The 19,058-nt window shown below is 68.0% G+C and carries 19 protein-coding genes and 1 pseudogene; 7 read left to right on the forward strand and 13 right to left on the reverse strand.

Annotated features, from left to right (window positions below; all coding sequences use genetic code 11):
• Positions 1-239 precede the first annotated feature (239 nt).
• The 5 genes from ACFYRX_RS33510 to ACFYRX_RS33530 all read right to left on the reverse strand — a co-directional run bounded on the left by ACFYRX_RS33510 (position 240) and on the right by ACFYRX_RS33530 (position 5,762).
• A complete protein-coding gene (locus ACFYRX_RS33510) occupies positions 240-398 on the reverse strand; it encodes a hypothetical protein (protein WP_389107938.1) in 159 nt (52 codons plus the stop codon).
• Positions 399-701: 303 nt separating this feature from the next.
• A complete protein-coding gene (locus ACFYRX_RS33515) occupies positions 702-1,604 on the reverse strand; it encodes a carbon-nitrogen hydrolase family protein (protein WP_389107940.1) in 903 nt (300 codons plus the stop codon).
• Between the two features lie 326 nt (positions 1,605-1,930).
• Positions 1,931-4,288 (reverse strand): alpha-L-fucosidase, encoded by a 2,358-nt coding sequence (locus ACFYRX_RS33520; RefSeq protein WP_389107943.1) that lies wholly within the window; start codon positions 4,286-4,288, stop codon positions 1,931-1,933.
• 272 nt (positions 4,289-4,560) lie between these two features.
• Entirely contained in the window at positions 4,561-4,830 is a 270-nt protein-coding gene (locus ACFYRX_RS33525) for a transposase (protein WP_389107946.1), read from the reverse strand.
• A 104-nt stretch (positions 4,831-4,934) separates the two neighbouring features.
• Positions 4,935-5,762, reverse strand: a complete 828-nt coding sequence (locus ACFYRX_RS33530) for an SDR family oxidoreductase (protein ID WP_389107949.1) — start codon at positions 5,760-5,762, stop codon at positions 4,935-4,937.
• 63 nt (positions 5,763-5,825) lie between these two features.
• Between ACFYRX_RS33530 and ACFYRX_RS33535 the strand changes: the two genes are divergently transcribed.
• Both ACFYRX_RS33535 and ACFYRX_RS33540 read left to right on the forward strand, forming a co-directional pair.
• A complete protein-coding gene (locus tag ACFYRX_RS33535) occupies positions 5,826-7,052 on the forward strand; it encodes an acyl-CoA dehydrogenase family protein (RefSeq protein ID WP_389107951.1) in 1,227 nt (408 codons plus the stop codon).
• 133 nt (positions 7,053-7,185) lie between these two features.
• Positions 7,186-7,680, forward strand: a complete 495-nt coding sequence (locus ACFYRX_RS33540) for a MarR family winged helix-turn-helix transcriptional regulator (RefSeq protein ID WP_389107954.1) — start codon at positions 7,186-7,188, stop codon at positions 7,678-7,680.
• 36 nt (positions 7,681-7,716) lie between these two features.
• Here the strand turns inward: ACFYRX_RS33540 and ACFYRX_RS33545 are convergent, their stop codons facing one another.
• On the reverse strand, positions 7,717-7,848 hold the full coding sequence (locus tag ACFYRX_RS33545) for a hypothetical protein (RefSeq protein WP_389107957.1): 132 nt from the start codon (positions 7,846-7,848) through the stop codon (positions 7,717-7,719).
• A gap of 303 nt (positions 7,849-8,151) precedes the next feature.
• Positions 8,152-9,423, reverse strand: a complete 1,272-nt coding sequence (locus ACFYRX_RS33550; RefSeq protein ID WP_389107959.1) for an aldehyde dehydrogenase family protein — start codon at positions 9,421-9,423, stop codon at positions 8,152-8,154.
• A 136-nt stretch (positions 9,424-9,559) separates the two neighbouring features.
• Here ACFYRX_RS33550 and ACFYRX_RS33555 point away from each other — a divergent pair, with 136 nt between their 5' ends.
• Positions 9,560-9,721 carry a hypothetical protein gene (locus ACFYRX_RS33555; protein ID WP_389107962.1) on the forward strand — a complete coding sequence of 54 codons (162 nt, stop codon included), beginning with the start codon at positions 9,560-9,562 and terminating at the stop codon, positions 9,719-9,721.
• Between the two features lie 66 nt (positions 9,722-9,787).
• Here ACFYRX_RS33555 and ACFYRX_RS33560 read toward each other — a convergent pair.
• Positions 9,788-10,369: pseudogene (locus tag ACFYRX_RS33560) on the reverse strand (SDR family NAD(P)-dependent oxidoreductase); the annotation flags it as partial.
• 56 nt (positions 10,370-10,425) lie between these two features.
• On the opposite strand from ACFYRX_RS33560, the gene ACFYRX_RS33565 reads away from it, so the two are divergent.
• Positions 10,426-11,273 (forward strand): IS5 family transposase gene (locus tag ACFYRX_RS33565; protein ID WP_389107964.1). Its coding sequence is split into 2 segments (ribosomal slippage): positions 10,426-10,783 and positions 10,783-11,273, totalling 849 coding nucleotides; the frame shifts between segments, so codons are not numbered across the junction.
• On the opposite strand, the gene ACFYRX_RS33570 is transcribed toward ACFYRX_RS33565, so the two are convergent.
• Positions 11,270-11,614, reverse strand: a complete 345-nt coding sequence (locus ACFYRX_RS33570; RefSeq protein WP_389107967.1) for a DUF2750 domain-containing protein — start codon at positions 11,612-11,614, stop codon at positions 11,270-11,272. The genes ACFYRX_RS33565 and ACFYRX_RS33570 overlap by 4 nt on opposite strands.
• Positions 11,615-11,863: 249 nt before the next feature.
• A complete protein-coding gene (locus ACFYRX_RS33575; protein WP_389107970.1) occupies positions 11,864-12,019 on the reverse strand; it encodes a DUF6131 family protein in 156 nt (51 codons plus the stop codon).
• 386 nt (positions 12,020-12,405) lie between these two features.
• Between ACFYRX_RS33575 and ACFYRX_RS33580 the strand changes: the two genes are divergently transcribed.
• The 3 genes from ACFYRX_RS33580 to ACFYRX_RS33590 all read left to right on the forward strand — a co-directional run bounded on the left by ACFYRX_RS33580 (position 12,406) and on the right by ACFYRX_RS33590 (position 15,157).
• Positions 12,406-12,627, forward strand: a complete 222-nt coding sequence (locus ACFYRX_RS33580) for a hypothetical protein (RefSeq protein ID WP_389107973.1) — start codon at positions 12,406-12,408, stop codon at positions 12,625-12,627.
• A 645-nt stretch (positions 12,628-13,272) separates the two neighbouring features.
• Entirely contained in the window at positions 13,273-14,043 is a 771-nt protein-coding gene (locus ACFYRX_RS33585) for an NPP1 family protein (protein ID WP_389107976.1), read from the forward strand.
• 127 nt (positions 14,044-14,170) lie between these two features.
• Positions 14,171-15,157 carry an Ig-like domain-containing protein gene (locus ACFYRX_RS33590; RefSeq protein WP_389107979.1) on the forward strand — a complete coding sequence of 329 codons (987 nt, stop codon included), beginning with the start codon at positions 14,171-14,173 and terminating at the stop codon, positions 15,155-15,157.
• 110 nt (positions 15,158-15,267) lie between these two features.
• Here ACFYRX_RS33590 and ACFYRX_RS33595 read toward each other — a convergent pair whose 3' ends face one another.
• From ACFYRX_RS33595 to ACFYRX_RS33605, 3 genes are all read right to left on the reverse strand, one after another.
• Positions 15,268-16,101, reverse strand: coding sequence for a PIG-L family deacetylase (locus ACFYRX_RS33595; protein WP_389107981.1), 834 nt, complete (start codon positions 16,099-16,101; stop codon positions 15,268-15,270).
• Positions 16,102-16,465: 364 nt separating this feature from the next.
• A complete protein-coding gene (locus ACFYRX_RS33600; protein WP_389107984.1) occupies positions 16,466-16,687 on the reverse strand; it encodes a hypothetical protein in 222 nt (73 codons plus the stop codon).
• 534 nt (positions 16,688-17,221) lie between these two features.
• A complete protein-coding gene (locus tag ACFYRX_RS33605) occupies positions 17,222-18,958 on the reverse strand; it encodes a B12-binding domain-containing radical SAM protein (protein WP_389107987.1) in 1,737 nt (578 codons plus the stop codon).
• Positions 18,959-19,058: the final 100 nt, after the last annotated feature.

Genomic DNA, 19,058 nt, shown 5'->3' on the forward strand with positions numbered 1-19,058 from the left:
CGACGGCGTTGTCGTGGGTGTTCGCGGCGATGACAGGGCGGTGCTCACCTGGCCGAGCACGTCCCCGGCCAGGCCCAGCTTGCGGCCCGGCACTCGTTTCGCCGGGTCCAGACCGGTTGTGGAGTCAGGAGCCCCGGCGGTTGCGTGGACACTCTGCGTGTCCAGCACCACCAGGGCCGGGTCCTCTATCGTCGGGCCCTCTGACACCGGTGCGGGCCTGGTAGACGATCAACGCCAGGTCAGTTACCGGCCTTCTTGTCGAACCATCCGAGCGACTGAACGACGGACGCGCCGAAGGAGAGGATGCCGAGAGGAACGATCGTGAACCAGATGGCATCGGCTTTCATGGCGGCGAGCAGGCCGATGGCGCCAATGGCCAGCACCAGGAGCACCAGCATGCCCACCAGGACACGAATCTTGGAAACCAACGGAGGACTCTCCCATGTTCAGGCGGCTCTATCGACCAGACAGCGTTCGCTACCCGTTGGACCGCCGGCGACGGTTGCCCAGCAGACAGGCAGCAAGCTCCCCGGCGTGACACCACGGCTCCGTCAGGAAGCTCATGGGGCGAGTCTCCCAACACCGCCTTCCGGAGTCTCCAGTGAAACTACGTAATCGAATACGTAGTTTCTCTGGCCGGGCCACGCACGGCCGCCGGGCAACCTCCCGGTCACCGACGTATCCCGCACCGTTGGAGATCTCTAAAAGGCCGCTGTCCGGTCTTCGCTGCGTGGGTCGCTCACCTGATGCTCCGTGTAGATGCCCGCGCGCGCCTCGCGACGCCAGGGACGCCCGTAGGTCACGGCGTCGGCGGCGGCCTCGGAACTGTCGTCGAGGTTCACGACGGCCACCGACGGCGAACCGTCCGCGGGGCACCGCGCGAGCCAGTCGCCGTTGGGAGCGACGATTCCTGACGGTGTGGTGGCGCTGAGCTCTGAGGGCATGGACAAGCTGACCCAGTAGCTGTTGACGGTGGCGTGACCTTGGGCTTGGGCAGCGGTGTTACCCGGGGTGCCGCTTGTGGAGAACAGGACGCAGCCGACATCAAGCTTCTCGTACTCCGCGAACAACTCCGGGTAGTGGATCTCCATACCGAGCAGGCAGCCGAAGCGCACACCGTCGACCTCGAAAGTCACCGGTGAGACGCCCGGCGAGTACATGTACGAAACCTTCGTCTTCGACAACAGGCGCTCGTCATAACGCGTGACGACCTCGCCGCCGTCGGAGATGACGTAGAGGCTGTTGTGTGGACGGTTCGGGTGGGTCAAGCGGTGTACCGACGCGATCACCGTCCACAACCGCAACTCGCCGGCCAGCGCGGCGATCGCAGCCAACTCCGATTGGAGCACCGGCCACTGGCAGCGATCCCAGTCCGCCGGGCCGACCTCGTCAGGGCCGTCGACGGACATGACGAACTTGCTGGGAAAGCACAGCGCGCCTTCCGGGAAGTGCACGATCCTCGCTCCCTGAGCCCTGGCCTCACGCATCAGAGCACGGACCTCACGCCCGCTTTCGCGCAGCGCTTCAACGTCACGGGGGTCGTCGCGTACGGGGCTCTGCGCTACGGCGAGCCGCACGCTCTTGACATTCCTTGCTTCCGACATGGCTTCTCCTGATGGAGTCGGAAGGAAGTGCCGGAGTGCGGACGTGTAGGACTCACTGGTCTTGGCGGCGCGGGCACGCACCTGGCGTTTGAAGTTCCTACGGGCTGTCATCGCGGCCTTCCACGCCTAGAGCGACGGTCCCCCAGCAACCTCGCCCGAGGCGATCGGGCTGCGACAACGACCTGAGACGCTGGTCCCTTTGCCTCCGACGGGAGACCGTGCTGGGGACGGTCGCGGGAGGTTCGGCGTAGGCCACGCAGTCGGTCATCATGCCGTCACTCGCAGGCCCCGTCAACAGCGTGCACGACGCACGATCACGGGTAACTTCAGCCGTGCCACGCCACCTTGAACACCCACACGTGCTCTCCCGCGGTACGGGCCGCCTCGGGTATGTCGATCACGAGGGAGCCGTTGCTGACGGTCCAGGTCAGCGGGCGTCCGTGGCCCAGCATCGTCACCTTGTCGCCGCCGCGGATGGGCACCGGGGCCTCGACAGTGAGCTTCGCACCGGGCCGGGCCAGCGAGTGGATGTAGAACGCCTCGTTCTGGCGGACCGTGAACCGCAGGTCCTCCCCCAGCTGTGCCATGCGTGACCAGTACGTCGTGTCGTATATCGCCTCGCCGTTGGTGCGCAGCCAACGGCCCGTCTCGCGCAGCCGTGTCTGCATGATCTCCGGGATCGTGCCGTCGGCGCGCGGCCCGATGTCGAGAAGGAAGTTGCCGTTCTTGGAGACGATGTCGACGAGACTCCGCACGACCTCCTCGGTCGTCATGTAGGCGTCGTCGGGCGTCGCCTGGTTGTAGCCGTAGCTGAACGGGTCGAGACCCCGGCTGGACTCCCACTTCGCGATCACCGTGTTCTCGTACGTCGTGTATTCCGGGGTCGTGAAGTCGTGGAAGCCGATCCCCGAACGGTCGTTGACGGTGACCTCGGTGGGCCGGCGCCGGTTCTTGGCGTGGTTGAAGTACTCCGCGAGCACGTGAAGGCTGTCGTTGGCACCGCCGATGTCGCACCAGATCAGCTGCGGGTCGTAGCCGTGGATCAGTTCGAGCATCTGCGGGGCCTGGTAGTCCTTCACGAAGTCCTTGCCCGCGGTGTAGCCGGTGTACGGCTCCGGCTGAAGGGTGTACGGGTTGCGCGGAGCGTGGCCCATCCACGGGTTGTCGGGGTTGAACCATTCGGGCATGGAGAAGTACAGGCCGCGGTGGAGTTCGGGTGTGTACCGCTTGGAGGCGTCGAAGAGTTCCTTGAGCAGGTCCCGCCGCGGCCCCATCTTCACGGAGTTGCGGTCGGAGACCTTCGTGTCCCACAGGGCGAAGCCCTCATGGTGTTTCGACGTCAGCACGTGGTACTGCGCGCCCGCGTCCCGGAACAGCTCCACCCACGCCCGGGGGTCGAACCGCTCCGCGGTGAAACGGGGGATGAAGTCGTCGTACGCGAAGTCCTCGCCGTACTTGTCCCGGTGGTAGGCGTAGACGGCGTTCGCCGGGTCCTGCATGTGGTTCCAGTACCACTCGGCGTACTGCTTGCCGACGGGCGACCAGGCAGGCACCGAGTAGACACCCCAGTGGATGAAGATGCCGAACTTCGCGCCCTGGAACCAGTACGGCGCCTGATGGCCGGTGAGCGAAGCGTCGGTGGGCTGGTAGTCGGCGACACCGAGGGTCAACTTGCTTTCCCTGGAGGTGACTTGTGCGCCCCGTCCGCTGACGGTCACCGTGCCGTCCCGCGTGGTGCCGGGCGTGGTGCCGGTGCGGTTGCGGATGCCGACGCGGACGCGGGCCTGCTCTCCGGGGTCGAGGCGGCGGACGCGGGCGGGCTCACTCGTGCGGGCGCCCGGCACGTCGACGCCCACGGACACGGCGTCGGCCGCCAGGACCGCGACCGTGCCGGCGTTGACGACGGTGGCCTCGACGCTCTGGGCGCCCGTGGACTCCAGCAGCGAGTTCGTGGAGCGTGCGTCCCGCAGGGCCAGTGCCCGTCCCTGGGCGGCCGGCTGGAGGGAGAGGGCGAAGACGTGCAGGGACGATTTGCCGGCCTCCGCCGGGTTGGTCGTCGGCAGCGTGAGTGCGATCGCCTCCCGTCGAGGATCCGTCCACAACTCGGACGTGCCGATCCCTACGCGGTGCTCGTCCATGGTGCCGTCCGGCTTGTAGCGGTACGCGGCCGCCAGTGAGCCGCCGCCCGCGTACCAGTCGGAGCCGCCGAGTCCGGCAGTCGTGCTCGAACCGTCCGCGTAGTGCACGGTGGCCGTACCGGAGGCGTTGCCATAGCTGCCCGCCGTGAGGAACAGGGCGGACAGGTAGCGGCCCTTGGGCAGCTCGATGCGCTGGCCGAGCGCGACCACGTTGTTCTTGGCGCCCGCGGCGGACGCCGGGAAGAGGAAGGGGACGCCGTCGACCTCGACCCGGCCGGCGGGAAGTTCCTCGCCCGGGAACGTGTAGCCCGAGCCGTCGAAGTCGCCGCCGCGAGCAGTGGCGGTGTCGATGCCGTCGTTGTCGAAGAGGGCGTCGAGCGGGACGGGTATCGGGTCGGGAACGGGAACCCACTGCCCTGCCTGCCCCGCTTGCCCGGCAGTCGGCTCCGCGGCCTGCGCCTGAGTGCCCAGGGCGATGGGAAGAGCTGCCACAGCTGTCGCACCCGCCGCGGCACCCAGAACCTGACGTCTTCCATACGTACTCACGAGCGGCCCCTATTCATCGGATGTCTGATGGTCCGGTGGGCCACAAGGCGCTGTCAATGGGCCGTTGAGTAAAGGACGTTGCACCAGTGGTCGGATGAAACGTCGCCCCGTGGGCAGCGGTAGAGCCGGCGCCACACGTCCGGGCGGGTCAGACCGCCTCGGGACGGCAGTCGCTCGCGGGCGGTCGACCGGTCCGCCGTCGCGCCGGTGGCCACCGGGGCCAGAGCGGGCGAGATCTGACGGCGAACCTTTGCGTTGGACCGGCGTCCGCCTCACGTCTTGCCGCCCCTCGCGGCGATGGAGTGCGCGGTGAGGCCGGCGCTGCAACGGGCTTGGACCGGGCCCCCATTGCGGCTGTTGCCGCTGCCGGCAGCAGCCAGGTCGCGCCTCTCGTGGCCAAGGTGATCGGTGATCTCGCCTTCGAGAGCGGACTCCAGCACGCGTTTGGTCAACTGCTGCACCAGCCCGCCCTCACCGGTCAACGGCAAACCGCTCGCGCGGGCCTGGTCGATCAACTGCCCGATCAGCTGCTCGTCCGGCATATCCCCGGCAACGCGGTCGGACGGCCCTCTTCAACCGCCTCAGCGGAGACAGAGACATCGCTCATCGGGTGCTACTTCCATGATCGGGAGCTGACCGTGGCGAATCAGGCCGGGTCGACGAATATGTCGAGCGCGAGACCGCCCGCGAAGCCGACAGGGCTGTAGGCGGTCAGATCGGTGACGCCTTCCTCCGACAGGACCTCGTCGTCGATGAACAGGTTGGCGGTGCACTTGCGCGCGTCACGCGTGAGGACGGCGTACGCGGCGTCGGCCATGATCTGCGGGCTACGGGCCTGTCCGGCGCCGCCGACCACGTTGCGTACGGCGGCTGTGTCGATCAGGGTCCGCGGCCACAGCGAGTTGGCGGCGATGCCGTCGACGGCGAGTTCCTCGGCGAGCCCGATGGTGCACAGGCTCATCCCGTACTTCGACAGTGTGTAACCGAGATGCCTGCCCACCCAGTGCGGCGCGAGGTTCAACGGCGGCGAGAGGGTGAGGATGTGCGGGTTCTCCGCTTCCCGCAGGTGCGGGATCGCTGCCTTGCTCAGCAGGAACGTGCCTCGCGTGTTGATGTCCTGCATCAGGTCGTACCGCTTCATCTCCAGCTGTTCCGACGACGACAGGTCGATCGCGCTGGCGTTGTTCACCACGATGTCGATGCCGCCGAAGGCACTGACCGCGGCGTTGACGGCGGTGCGTACGTCGTCCTCGTTACGGACGTCACCGACGACAGCCAGCCCCTTGCCACCCGCGCGCTCGACCTCGTCGACAGCGGTGTGGACCGTGCCCTCGAGCTTCGGGTGCGGTACGGCGGTCTTGGCCAGCATCACCACGTTCGCACCGTCGCGGGCCGCGCGCAGGGCGATGGCGAGTCCGATGCCGCGGCTGCCTCCCGACATCAGGACGGTCTTGCCGGCCAGCGTCCGAGTCATGGTCGAACCTCCACAATCGATTGAGGAACTAATCATACGTGGCACGAATGATATCGTCCGCGCATGACTTCCACTCCCGCACGCCAGAGCGACCGGCTCTACCACGAGCTCCTCGCCCCCAAAGAGACCCAGTCCGTACGCGCCGCCGTACGCCGGATCGCGGAGCACGAGGTGGCTCCGCACGCTGCGGCGATCGCGAACGGCGACGAGCGCACGGACGGCTTCCCCCGGCAGGTGTTCGACGCGCTCGCATCGGCGGGGGTCTTCCGGATCCCCTTCCCCGGCGAGGTCGGCGGCGACGGTCTGACCCACCCTGCGACCGCCACCGCCGCGGCGATCGAGGAGCTGGCCTACTACTCCAGCAGCGTCGCGGCCGTCTTCGACGTGCACTGCATCCTGGCGGGCAACGCGCTGCGCCAGGGCACCGAGGAGCAGCAGCAGCGCTGGCTGCCGAAGGTGGCGGAGGGTTCGGTGGTCGGCGCGTTCGCCACCACCGAGCCGGACGCCTCAAGTGACCTGTCCCCGCAGGCCGTTCGGACCGAGGCCGTGCGCACCGAGACCGGCTGGGTACTGAACGGCCACAAGCGGTGGATCTCCAACTCGCCCGTGGCCGCCTTCGTGGTGGTTCTCGCCCGCACCGGCGAGCGACTGAGCATGTTCATCGTCGACACCACACTTCCCGGCGTTCAAGTCGGCCTTGCCGACCGCAAGATGGGCAACCGCGGCCAGCTCACCGCCGACATCCGCTTCACGGACGTACACCTGTCCGACGACGATCTCCTCGGCGGCGAAGAGGGACACGGACTGCGCCACGCGCTGTCGACACTGACGTACGGCCGGATCGGCATCGCGGCTGCCGGAGTCGGCATGGCACAGGCCGCCTTCGACCACACCGTGGCCCACCTCCCGACGCGACACGCCTTCGGCAAGCCGGTAGCCGCCAACCAGCACTGGCAGTTCCTGCTCGCCGAACGTGCCACCGAGATCGACAATGCCCGCACCCTCGTCACCAAGGCCGCCCTGCGCCTGGACGCCGGCAACCCGTCCCCGGAGCCCGAGGCCGCGATGGCGAAGTACTACGCCACCAAGCTGTCGGTGGACATGGCGCGAGACGCCGTCCAGGCGTTCGGAGGCCTCGGCTTCGCGCGCGAACTGGGTGCCGACGGCAGCCCCGGCCCCGTCGAGGCGATCTACCGGGACAGCAAGATCGGCGAGATCTACGAGGGAACCAACGAGATCCAGAAGTGGGTCATCGCCCGGCAGATCTTCGGCCGGACCATCACCGGCTGACGCACCCGCGCATTCCCGCTCCTACGAGCCCCGCTTCCCGCGCACCGAGATCGCCGACCCGGTTCGGCCACCCCGAGCCTTCTCGTACGATGGACCAGACGCTACGCAGGGCTAACCATGGGTGGGATAAACGATGTCCGAGGCTCCTCTGGTACCGGGGACAGTGGCCGAACACACCATCTGCCTGCTGATCAAGCTCGGGCAGGTGGCGTTCAGGCTCGCCGAAGAAGGCATCAGCGGTACCGGCCTGCGAGTGCGTCACTACAGCGTGCTGCAGGCCTTGGCCGACAATGGAGCCATGCCGCAACTGGCGCTCGGCTCGTTCCTGCGCATCGACCCGGCGACGATGGTGACCAGTCTCGACGACCTGGAGCGGGCCGGATACGCCGAGCGGACACGCGATCCGCAGGACCGACGCAGGTACGCCGTCGACATCACCGACGACGGGCGCAAGGTCCTGGCCGACCTCAACCGCACACTCGTCGGCCTGGACAGCGAAACCCTCGCCGACCTCGGCACCGCTGAGCAGCGCTCGCTTCACGCCCTGCTGAGCAGCCTCGCCGAGAGCCCCGCCCTCACCTCCATGTTCGACACCGTCCGCGAGCAGAGTGGTGCGAAGAGGGCCTGACGGCCGTACCAGATCTTCAAGGCGGCGTGTTGGCCGCTACGACGGGTGGGCGGGCTCCTGTCCGGCGTCGACATGGAGGGAGCGGGCCAGGTGGAGCTGGGGTGTGGGCACGATGACCGGCCAGGTCCACGGGTCGGCGTCGGCGTCGGCGCGACCGGCTCGCTCCATAGGGCATCGCCGCCGTAGGGGTCCTTTCGGTGGGCGATGCGGCGCTCCTCGCCAATAAAGACCGGAGCTAATATCCGATGCGACACGTCGGCGAATCAGGCAGGACAGGACGAGCGAAGACGCTGCTCGGTCGCGGTCCCGACGCCGCAGAGTGCCGCAGTCTGAACGCGATGTCCGCCGACGGCCGGCCGGAGCTCTGGCAGCCCCCCAACCATGCTGCAGCCCCTGCCAGTTCGGCTGGCATGCCAGTTCAGCTGGCATCGAGGCCCGGGGCCAGTGACCGCGCCTCGATGCGGCGTCGGTTCAACTGTGCATGGACGCGGCGGGTCGCACGACGTACTGGCGCAGATACAGGTCGCGGTAGGTGACGGGGCCGCGGGGGCCGGGGACGCGGTCGATGTTGATGCCGGTTTCCGGCAGGCGCAGGAGCTTGAAGCCGTCGAGGAGGCGTGTGGTGGAGTTCCAGAAGACGCCTGAGCCGCCGTAGGCGTCCATGAACCGGTCTGCGGTGTCCGGGTCGTGGGTGGCGATGGCGGCGGCCAGTCCGGAGGTCTCCTCGTTGGCAATCCGGGCAGCTTCGACCGGGCCGTCCGCCTCGTCGATCGTCACCGTCGCCGCATGCTCGGAGTCCAGGGACCACTCGTAACCGCGCGCGTGGGTGTGCGGCGGCAGCGATGCCGTGATGCCCAGGTGTTCGAGGGTCTTCAGAATGCCGGGCAGCAGCTTGTCGTGGACTGCCCGGTCGATGAGGAGCAGATTGAGCCGGTTGCAGACGCCGAGCCGGTCCAGGCTGCTGGTGACCAGCTCGTGCACCAGCTTCTCGTCGGCGTCCCGGGCCACATACAGCACTCCGCCGCCGTCCGCGTGGGCCAGTGTGCGCACACCGTGCCGGGCGGCCTCCCGGCCGAGTTCCCGGGTGCTGTCGCCGCTGCCGCGCAGGATGACCAGGGGGACGGTCTCGGGCAACGACACCAGCGCGTAAGCCGCCGCTCGGTCCTCGCTCGGCACCAGCTGGATGGCGTCCGGGTTCAGTCCCGCCTCGATGAGAGCGGGCGTGATCACGTGGGTCACCAAGGCCTGGGAGGAGCGCAGGGCCGCCGAACCGGTGCGCAGGACGCCGCCGTTGCGGGACTTGAGGAACTGCGAGGCGACGTCGAGGGTCACATTCGGACGCGCCTCATAGTTCGCGCCTATGACACCCACCGGGCGGCGGCGCTCCAGCAGGACCAGGCCGTCGGGACGTTCCTCGAGGACGGTGTCCCGCAGCTCGTGCGGCACGTCCGCCAGCGTACGCAACGCCGCGGCCATGTCCTCCAGGCGGGGGCCGGTCAGCCGCAGGCGGTCCTGCAGTGCCGCCGACATCCCGCTTGAGGTGGCCGATCGCAGGTCGTCCTGATTCGCCGCTGTCAGCACGTCGCGTGTCGTGTGCAGCCGCTCCGCCATGGCCCGCAGCGCGGTGTCGATCTCCACGTCCGACGCCCGGGCCAAGTCCGCCGAGCCCTGCGCCGCCCGGACTGCGCAGGCGTGAACCGCCTCCTGGACGGAACGGGGCACGCTCATCTCGTTGCTGCTCACATCGGTCCCTTCATGGTCCAAGCGCGATACGCGGCAGATTGGCGACAGGAGGATCGTTCAACAATCCTCGAACCGGCTCCACTGTAAAACGCTCGGTTTCCTCATGGCAAGGGAAGGGTGCCTGTAGCGCGTTCCCATGGGATCTACGCGAAGCGGACTGTCGATCGAGGTGCCGATGTTGACGGGCGACTCGGTGCCGGGCTTCTCCAGGCCCACGGCGGGGGCGTGGCCGCGCAGGCCCATCGAGTCGATCATCTGGCGGAAGACGACCTTGTCGCCGTTCGTGTCCAGCGTGTAGTCCGCGCGTAGTCCGCGCCGCCTCCGGTGATCTCCTTGATGCGATGTGACAGTGGTCCGGAGAGTGTCAGTGCCCGCCAGGCCGACTCGAGCGCATCTGCCACTGGGTCATGGCGCCGAAGGCCAGAGCGGTGGCTCGGCGTGTGGTGAAGCGGGAGATGAGGGTGCCCACCCAGTTGAACGTGCCGGAGACGACGCTGGGCGGCGGGTTGCGCCGGTCCAGCGCGCGCAGTGCTGTGGTGACCACCTGGCGCGGGGTCTGCATCCGGGCACCGCGGGCCATGTCGTCGGAGCCGACCGCGTCGAAGAACTCCGTGCGGGTCGGGCCCGGGGAGAGAGCGAGCACGCGCAGCCCGGTGCCTCGCGATTCCTGCCACAGCGCCTCGGTGAAACTCGGCACGAAGGCCTTGGTCGCCCCGTAGACGGCGGCGTTCGGCCAGGGCTGGTACCCGAGCGTGCTGGCGACGTTGACCAGGAAGCCGGACAACTGGTCGATGAACGCCCTGGTGACGTCGACCAGGCTGGACACGTTCAGGCCGATCTCCTGCTGGACGCGTTCCGGGTCCTCCTGACGGAAGGGGGCGTGGGCGCCGAAGCCGGCGTTGTTGACGAGGCTGGTGACGGTGATCCCGCGCCGGGCCACTTCCTTGGCCGGCGCCTCTCCCGCGGCCGGCGCTCCGAGATGGTCGGATCACTCCAGGACCGATGATCCGGAGGTGCCGGGTGGCGCGGCCGAAGCCATGGGAAGTCGATGACGAGCTGTGGGCGGTGATCGAGCCGTTGCTTCCCAAGGTTGAGCGTCGGATCCGGCACCCGGGACGCAAGCGGCATCCGGACCGGCTGGTGTTCCAGGGCATCCTGTTCGCCCGGCACACCGGGATCGCCTGGGAACACCTGCCGCAGAAACGTGGATTCGGCTCCGGCATGACCTGCTGGCGCCGCCTGGCCGAGTGGACCGACGCCGGCATGTGGCCCCGGCTGCACGAGGTCCTCCTGGCCAAGCTTCGCAGCGCGAACGCGCTGGACTTCTCCAAGGCGGCGGTCGACGGCTCCCACATCCGCGCGTCAAAAGGGGAGCCAAAACCGAACGAAGCCCTGTCGACCGGGGCAGGACGGGCAGCAAACACCATCTGATCACCGACGCCGAAGGCATCCCGCTCGCCGTCACCTTGACCGGCGGCAACCGCAACGACGTCACCCAGCTGATCCCGCTCCTCCAGGCCGTGCCGCCCGTGCGGGGCAAGCGTGGCCGACCTCGGCGCCGACCGGACGTGGTCCTGGGCGACCGCGGCTACGACCACGACAAGTACCGCCGCCTGGTCCGGGACCTCGGCGTGAAACCGCTTATCGCCCGGCGCGGCACCGAGCACGGCTCCGGGCTCGGCACCCAACGCTGGGTCGTGGAGCGCGCGTTCGCCCACCTGCACTGGTTCCGCCGCCTGCGGGTCCGCTGGGAGATACGCGACGACATCCACGAAGCCTTCCTCACCGTCGGATGCGCACTCATCTGCCGGCGGCGACTGCGCTCCGTGTTGAGCGGCGCCGTGGGCTAGTCACCGGCCGCCAGCCGGTTGAGAACTTCCATCGGGGCGAAGCTCCAGCCAACGAGGAGCGGTCCGCTCCAGTTGATGCCGATCATGTATCCCTCTCGGGCGGCTTCAGGCAGATCACGATCGCGCCAGGCATCCAGGGACATGGATTCCACACGTAGCCCATGCCCCCAGATCTTCGCCGCCCTCTGGGCCCGGGCTGAGGTCGACCAGTAGGGAAGACTTCGCGTGCCGTCCGCAGAGAGGGGAGCCGGGCTTCCCTTGTCATCCCGAACAAACCAGACCACTCCGCTCTGACGGGCATCTCGGAAGAATGCTGCCGCTTGCGAACCGCTCTGACTCATGCCAATGACCGTAGCGTTCCCCGGCACTCATTTCGTTAGTGGTTCTAAGCGACTGAACACCCTACGGCAGCACGCCGTCCAACCCGGGGCGAGCACCGGCACCGCTCCGTCGCCAGCCGCGACCACGTCGAACGAGAGCGTAAGCCCGCCGCGTCACAGCACGGCCGGAAGCCGGTACCCACCCACACGCGGGTACCGGCTTCCGACCTGCCGTGGTGAGGCAGGCACCGTTCGAGAGGTGGGTCGCCGTCACCAGTAGTGGCGTCGGCCGGCGACCGCGTGCCCCATGGATCCCATGATCCAAAAGGCTGCGCCGACCACAGCCAGGATGATGCCGAGGGTCCACAAGATCGATATGCCGGTTAGGAAACCGATGACGAGCAGGATGATGCCGAGAGCGATCATGATCTACCTCCTGGAATGACCTGACGCGTTATCTCCCGAGTGCCCCGAAGCGGCACCATCACCCCTCCCCGAGAAGTGAGAAGCCTTCCGGCAGCGCAGACACCTCAGGCATCCAACTCGTCAAGCTGCGCTTGAACGGGTGCTGGGGGAATCGAACACCAACGGTTCGTTCTCTGGGCTTGCGCGTGGATCTCTGATCGCGCGAGGTTCGGCTGACGCAGGATCCAAGGTTTGTTGCGGCGGGACGGTGACACAGACGTGCGGCACGGATCCGGCCGCCATGCCCAGCAGCGATCCCGGTGCTGTTGCACGGTCTCTTCGATCAGGCTGCCGCGCCAGAGGCCAGGCGCGTACTCACCAACTCCCTTCTCAACAGGGTCCGGGAGATGAACCCGGCGGTGCCGACAGTGCTGCCGTTCCTGTTCCGTCTTGCGGGCAACCCACGGGTTCCTGTGCAGTCCGACCTGCTGCAACTACTGGTTTCGATCGCTGGATTCTCCGAGCCGATCGACGGACGCAACGAAGCTGTGGTGCGCTGGTTCGGCAGTGACAGCGATCATCCCGAGCGGGAAAAGTGCCGGCTGTGTTCGCGGAGAACGCGAGCGTAGTGGCGATGTCGGCGGAGGATCTGCCCCGTTCTGGCGATCGAACGAGGCTTCGGCAGGCCGCCGGACTCGTGTGAGTTCCCGCGTTCAGGCCGCTTCCGCGACTGCAGGTGGTGATGAAGGGAAGGCGACGTTCCTGACGCCGACCGAAGACACCACGCGACCTGACACGGCCGCCGACGGGGTGCTGTCCGTCTGGCACGGCGACTGCGGACAGACCCCAGCGACCCCCTCCCCACACCAGAAACTGCCGTAGTGGCCGGAAGCAGCGCCCACCGCACGGCGGATCCTGCGCCGCTGCCACCGGCAGACGCTGCTCCCTGCCGGCCGCAGATCACCACAACGGTCGACGCCGAACTCCCCTCGCGGGCCTGGTCGTTCATGACCGGAGGGGGCAAGTGTCTGCTGAACAGCCCATGTCGAGGGCCTCTCCGTCGGCCAGTACCGCAGGGGGCGTGTCGCGACGCCTGTGGGTGTGCCGACCTGACTTCCGCGCTCGCCCCATCACCCGGCGGACGTCGATCAGTTCGGCAAAATACCGCCATGAGTTTGGCGGAAAGCCCCTCCATCGGCCTCTCGGCTTGCCAGTCTCTGTCTGCACACGCCGGATGTCATGTCCGCGATCACCACATCGTCATGGAGACACCCATGCCTCGAACCGTCAGCAGGACCTCCCGGCTTGTCAGAGCCGCCGCCGTCACGGGTAGCGGCGCCGCTCTCGCCGTGACCCTGACGGGCAGCGCCTCCGCGGGCGTGCTGCAGAATCTGCCTGAGAACGCCACCACGTTCCAGAAGTACTTCGAGCCCGTGTACGACTACGACACGGACTCCTGCTATCCGGCCGCCGCCATCGACGCGAACGGGACCCTCAACGGCGGCCTGAAGCCGACCGGACCCATCACCGGGCAGTGCCGCGGCGACCACCTCGACCATGCCAACACCTACTCGCGAGCCAAGTGCGACAACGGCTGGTGCGGGATCATCTACGCCAGCTACTTCGAGAAGGACGAGGCCTCTCCGGGAATCGGCCACCGCCACGACTGGGAGTGCATGGTCGTGTGGGTCCAGCAGGGGGCGGACACGCCGTCGTACCTGTCCGCCTCCGCCCACGGTGGCTTCAGCACGCACCCGATCGCCGACGTTCCGATGAGCGGCCGGCGGGTCATGGCCGTCTACCACAAGGACGGCGCCAGCACCCACGCCTTCCGCTTCGCCAAGTGGGGCGAGACAGCCGAGAACGACACCGGCGTCTGGCACCAGGAGAACCTGCTCACCTGGGACAACCTCGCACCCAACCTGCGCACCGTCCTGAACGGCTCCGACTGGGGCAATGCCAACCTCCCGCTCCAGGACTCCAGGTTCAACGACACGCTCAACAAGGCCAAGCCGGGCGAGATCCCCTTCGACCCGTACGCATGACACAGAGTCATGACAGGGAGTCTTGGGACACGTTTTACGTGCCGCGTGCAACTGCGACCTACGCCCTCACTGTCTGACAGGGAGACGGGCCCGTCAGGGCCGAAGAGCGAGAAGACCGGGGCAGTTCGTGGGACGGCGCAAGGGCAGCATATGGATCGCATTCGTCACGGGCGTGGTGCTGATGGGCGCGAGCGCCTGCGGTGGCGGCGGCAGTGACAAGGCGAGCGGGGACGACGCAGAGGCGTCAGGCAAGCCGGGCGCGAGCACCTCTCCGTCACCGACGACGCCCGCGGGCCCGCCGATGCTGCTGGAGACGATAACCCCGCAGACGGGAACCACGGTCGGCGTGGCCATGCCGATCTCGGTGATCTTCACGAACCCCGTGGCGGCCAAGGCGCGGGCCACAGTGGAAAAGCACATGAAGGTGAGCGCCTCACAGACGGTGGCCGGCGCCTGGCACTGGATGGGCGACAAGCGCGCCGACTGGCGCCCGAAGACGTACTGGCCCTCCGGTACGACGGTGAAGATCGACGCCGACATGACGGGTGTCAGCAACGGCAACGGACGCTATGGCGTGCACAGTTACACGCACACCTTCAAGGTCGGTGACGACGTGCGCGCGGACGTCTCGGTGACCGGCCACACCATGAAGGTGACCCGGAACGGCGCACCGGTGCGCACCCTGTCGATCAACGCGGGCAGCGCCGAGTATCCAACGTGGGACGGCACGATGGCCGTCATCGACAAGCAGGAGAAGGTCCACATGACCTCCTGCAGCGTCGGCATCAGCTGCGACAAGGGCAGCCCCAACTTCTACGACCTGACGCTGCCCTGGGACATCCACCTCACCCAGTCCGGCACCTACGTCCACTACTCGACCGGCGACCCGAACCCGGGCAGCGGCAGCGCCCGCGGCTCGCACGGCTGCGTCCACCTGTCCCTGTCGGACGCCAAGTGGTTCTACGGTCAGGTGAAGCAGGGCGACCCCATCACCATCACCGGCTCACCGCGCGGCAAGGCCCCGGCCGACAACGGCTACGCCGACTTCAACCTGGGATGGGACCAGTGGCTCGCGGGCAGCGCCTCCGGAGAGGGAACGACCGCCGCCCTGTGACGGGCGCCGGTGACTGCTGTGCTCGCTTGAACAAACCCCCGGGTCTGTGACCCGCTGGATCACGCCGTGCTGTCCAGGCGCTTTCCCAGCGGGTCCATCGGTCGGGCGGGTCAGCGCAGGCCGGCGAAGAGATCGTTCTCGGGTGTCGCCGTGCCGGTGGTGTCCTGGACACGTACGAAGGTCTCCGTGCCCATCAGCTCGCCGAACCTCTCCTTGCCCATCTTGAGGAAGAAGATGTTCTCGCCCTGACTGGCATGTGCGGCCAGCGCGTCGAACTTCTGACCGCTGAACGCGGTGGTGTCCACCCACGTGCTGATCTCGTCGTCGGGCAGGCCGATCTCGGCCAGCGCGGCGGCCTCGGCGGGGTCCGGCTCCGGCATGTCCTCCTGGAACTCGCGCATGGTCTCGCCGAACCGCTGCATCATCGAGCGCGGCATCGTGGTCCAGTACACCTTCGGTGTCAGCTCGGTCATCTCCAGCGCCGTCATCGTGATGCGGTGGGCCTGTATGTGGTCGGGGTGGCCATAGAAACCGTTCTCGTCGTAGGTGACGACCACATCGGGGCGGTAGTGCCGCATGAGTTCCGCGAGCCGGGCCGCGCCTTCCTGCACGGGGGTCTGCCAGAAGGATCCGGGGACGTCGTTGCTCGGCCAGCCCATCATTCCGGAGTCGGCATAGTCCAGCATCTCCAGATCGCTGATCTTCAGGACGTCACAGCTCGCCTCGAGTTCTTGCCGACGCAGCAAGGCGACCGCCGCCGGATCATGTCCGGCATCGCCGGGCTTGACACCTCCCGGCCCATCACCGCAACCGCCGTCGGTACACGTCACGAGAACCGTACGGATGCCCTCCGCCGCGTACCGCGCCAGGACCCCTCCGGTTCCGGTGGCCTCGTCGTCGGGGTGGGCGTGTACTGCCATGAGCGTCAAGGGCCGGTAAGTCACGAAGCAGTCCTCCTGCAGAAATACGTCTTGGTCCGAGTCCACGGCGGGTGCACCGTGGTTCTGGGGCCCGGATCCTGGTGGCGCGGACGACCGTGTGGTCTCCCTCTTCCCCACCCATGCGGCGCCGGTCCCTCCGTCGATGCAACCGTGCCGACCGGACCGGCTGTTCCCGACTCGGCCACTGGCCTTCCATCCGTCCGAACACGGAGTGCGGCCGACCGGTCGGGCAGAACGTGGTGAGCGAGATCCCGGCATTGGACGCGCTGTCGGCCGGCGCTTCTCGCGGCCGCCGCCGGCGGGCCGGTCGCTTTCGGTGACCTGATGCAGGCGACACGATTCCCGGCGGTGGGCCGGCTCATACGGTTCACTGGGCCGGGCTCACGTGGTTCATCTGCTCCGGCACCGCAAGCTCGGCTTCGGCCTGAGCCGTGCGCTGGACGATTCGCCACTGTCCGGCCGACGGCTTGGAGGCTGGACGGCGTCGACTGGGGTCGTCGACGAGGTAGACACGCAGCACGGCCGTGTCGTCCTGGTCAGTACGGAGACCCAGACACAGGACCAGGCGGTCAGCCGGCTCATGCACCATCGGCCTGAACCCCTGGCGGAACCTTCCGAGCCGTCCGGCCCGGAAGGACGGCGGGCCCAGCCGCGGCCCCAGCCGAACCTGACATCCCTCCGACTTCAGCCCGCCCGTCTGCGGGCCGAGCACGTCCGGGAGGCTGTCACCGGATTCCGGGACGGTCACCCGGCCAGGGCCGGACCGAAGGCGAGTCGCGGCCCGCCTTCGGTCCGGCCCGCACCACACTGATGCAGCGCCGGAAGACCGAGGCGGAAGAACTGACCGGCCTCCAGCGCATGAGCGAGCACACGACCCGCGCGGCCACGTGAGTGAAGTCGGCGCCCCAGGCCCGGTTGGGGCCAGGCGCTCAAAGAGCTCCAGGCCGTGCGAAAGCAGGCCCAGTAGCCGCCTTGGGAATCTCGACTCATCCAGGTTCATCCGGGACACACTCGACACCACGCCGTTCGCGATCATGCGGTGTTCCTCCCGGACCGTGCAAACAGGCTGCTGCCGACCCCCGTCGGCGGGCGGGTAGTCGAGGTCGTACAACAGGCCCGAGGATCACGGGATCGCCTCGGTCGGGGACGATCCGTTGCGGACGATGCCCCAGTGGATGCGTGTCTCGTTGTGGATGTGCCAGATGTCGCCCTCTGAGAGAAGGACCGAGACCACGCCGGGGAAGGCCTCCTCGAAGTAGATGTAGGGCTTCCTGTTGTCGATGCGGGGCGAGTGGTAGTCAAGCCGGTCCTGCATGCCGTGCTGGGCGGTGACCGGGGTCGCGGGATGGTAGGTGAGGATGTTGGGGCTGGCGAGGTCGATCAAGCCGTCGTCGATCAGCCGCCCCACCTCGTGGATGGTCTCGTCGATGCTGGCGCGCGTCTCTCCGTCCAGGCCGAAGAGCACCGAGGTGCCCAGTTGCAGCCCCTGTTCCTTCACCAGGCGGGCCGCTTCCCTGACCTTCGCCTTCCAGGGGCGGCTCTCGTCCCGGCGGAGGTTCTTGTGGATGTGGTCCATGACCTGCGTCGACATGCTCTCGATGCCCATGTAGACGTAGGTGCACCCGGCGGCCTTCATCTTCCTGAGGATCTCGGCGGACTGCTCGGGCGAGTGCAGGGCCACGAGCGTGTCCACGGTGAGCTGGGCGCCCCACTGGAGCCGGCGCAGCCGTTCGAGGTCGTCGGGGTCGCCGAGGTGCGCCGCGTAGCGGGCAGGGATCTGGTCGCCGTCCGCCGCCTGCAGCTCGGCCAGTGCGTCACAGAAGTCCGCGATGTCCCGGTAACGTCCGCTCCAGAACACGGAGTCGTCGAAGAAGAGCGATTCGGCGCCGTAGTGGACGTACTCGCAGACCCGCTCGACAGCCGTACTGATCGGGTCGCGCCTGAAGCGCTTCAGGGTGCCCGCCACCTGCACCGACTCCGAACAGAAGTTGCAGCGGTACGGGCAGGCGTTGGAGACCATGAAGTGGGCGGTGCGCAGGACCGCACCGGTGTCGGGTGCGGTGAAGATCGGGAAGTGCGAGCGGATCGCGAATGCCTCGTACGGCGAGGGGAGGTCGGCGAGGTCGAGCGTTCGACCGCGCAGCGGTACGGCTTCGAAGCCGTCGTCCGAGGCGACGACGGCCAGGGCCTGGCCAGGGCCGGGGCCTTCCTCGGCGAGCAGTGCCTGGAGGAGTCCGAGGACCCGGTCGCGGTCCACCCACTGCCGCTCCAGGTCGACGGCGAGGGCCACGGCTCGCATCAGCAGGTCCACCGCGTGGTGGGCCTCGCCGGTCACGACGGCGTCGACGACCCGGGGCGCCTTGCCCTCCTGGATGACGGACAGCGGGCTGCTCGGCTTCAGGAGGACCCTCAGACCGTCCGGCGTACAGGTGATGGTCTCGTCCGCGTGCCGGCCGCCGAGGATGACGAAGGCCTCGGGGAGTTCACTCTTGACGAGGGAGGCGATCTCCAGCGCGTAGCGGTGCGCAGGCGAGACCGCGCTGATCAGGACGACCCGGGGGCGGACCTCGCGCAGCAGCCGGATCCAGCGCACTCTGGCCGCGTCGTCCCAGACCCGCGGGTCGAACACCGTCTGGTCGGTGTTGGGGTCGCTGCCGTACGGCCGGTAGCCGTCGGCCGCGGCGGCCAGCCGGTACTCCTTGGACGGTAACCGGGTCCACTCGGGGGCGAAGTCGTTGTAGTGCGTGGCCTCCGCCAGGGGGCCCGCGTCGTCGACGGCGCGGTGCACGGCCACGGAGATCGCCGTGTAGAGGCACATCGGATCACCGGGGTAGGTGATCTCCCCCTCGGCCTGGGTCATGACGGGCGCCAGGACCGACAGCACCGGGAAGTAGCGGCTTGCCGTGCGTCCCTGTGCCAGGTCCTCGAGCAGTTTCTCCCGGCGTACGCGGCGCAGTTGC

Origin of the sequence: Streptomyces sp. NPDC005374 (genome assembly GCF_042872225.1) — a bacterium.
GTDB lineage: Bacteria > Actinomycetota > Actinomycetes > Streptomycetales > Streptomycetaceae > Streptomyces.

Bases quoted from the DNA above. Each gene is read 5' to 3' on its own strand.
- ACFYRX_RS33555 (WP_389107962.1), top strand. From the start codon at position 9,560: ATGGGATCTACGCGAAGCGGACTGTCGATCGAGGTGCCGATGTTGACG.
- ACFYRX_RS33545 (WP_389107957.1), bottom strand. From the start codon at position 7,848: ATGGAGCGAGCCGGTCGCGCCGACGCCGACGCCGACCCGTGGACCTGG.
- ACFYRX_RS33575 (WP_389107970.1), bottom strand. From the start codon at position 12,019: ATGATCGCTCTCGGCATCATCCTGCTCGTCATCGGTTTCCTAACCGGC.
- ACFYRX_RS33535 (WP_389107951.1), top strand. From the start codon at position 5,826: ATGACTTCCACTCCCGCACGCCAGAGCGACCGGCTCTACCACGAGCTC.
- ACFYRX_RS33530 (WP_389107949.1), bottom strand. From the start codon at position 5,762: ATGACTCGGACGCTGGCCGGCAAGACCGTCCTGATGTCGGGAGGCAGC.
- ACFYRX_RS33580 (WP_389107973.1), top strand. From the start codon at position 12,406: ATGAACCCGGCGGTGCCGACAGTGCTGCCGTTCCTGTTCCGTCTTGCG.
- ACFYRX_RS33510 (WP_389107938.1), bottom strand. From the start codon at position 398: ATGCTGGTGCTCCTGGTGCTGGCCATTGGCGCCATCGGCCTGCTCGCC.
- ACFYRX_RS33525 (WP_389107946.1), bottom strand. From the start codon at position 4,830: ATGCCGGACGAGCAGCTGATCGGGCAGTTGATCGACCAGGCCCGCGCG.
- ACFYRX_RS33600 (WP_389107984.1), bottom strand. From the start codon at position 16,687: ATGGTGCATGAGCCGGCTGACCGCCTGGTCCTGTGTCTGGGTCTCCGT.
- ACFYRX_RS33540 (WP_389107954.1), top strand. From the start codon at position 7,186: ATGTCCGAGGCTCCTCTGGTACCGGGGACAGTGGCCGAACACACCATC.
- ACFYRX_RS33570 (WP_389107967.1), bottom strand. From the start codon at position 11,614: ATGAGTCAGAGCGGTTCGCAAGCGGCAGCATTCTTCCGAGATGCCCGT.
- ACFYRX_RS33515 (WP_389107940.1), bottom strand. From the start codon at position 1,604: ATGTCGGAAGCAAGGAATGTCAAGAGCGTGCGGCTCGCCGTAGCGCAG.
- ACFYRX_RS33585 (WP_389107976.1), top strand. From the start codon at position 13,273: ATGCCTCGAACCGTCAGCAGGACCTCCCGGCTTGTCAGAGCCGCCGCC.
- ACFYRX_RS33605 (WP_389107987.1), bottom strand. From the start codon at position 18,958: ATGACCCAGGCCGAGGGGGAGATCACCTACCCCGGTGATCCGATGTGC.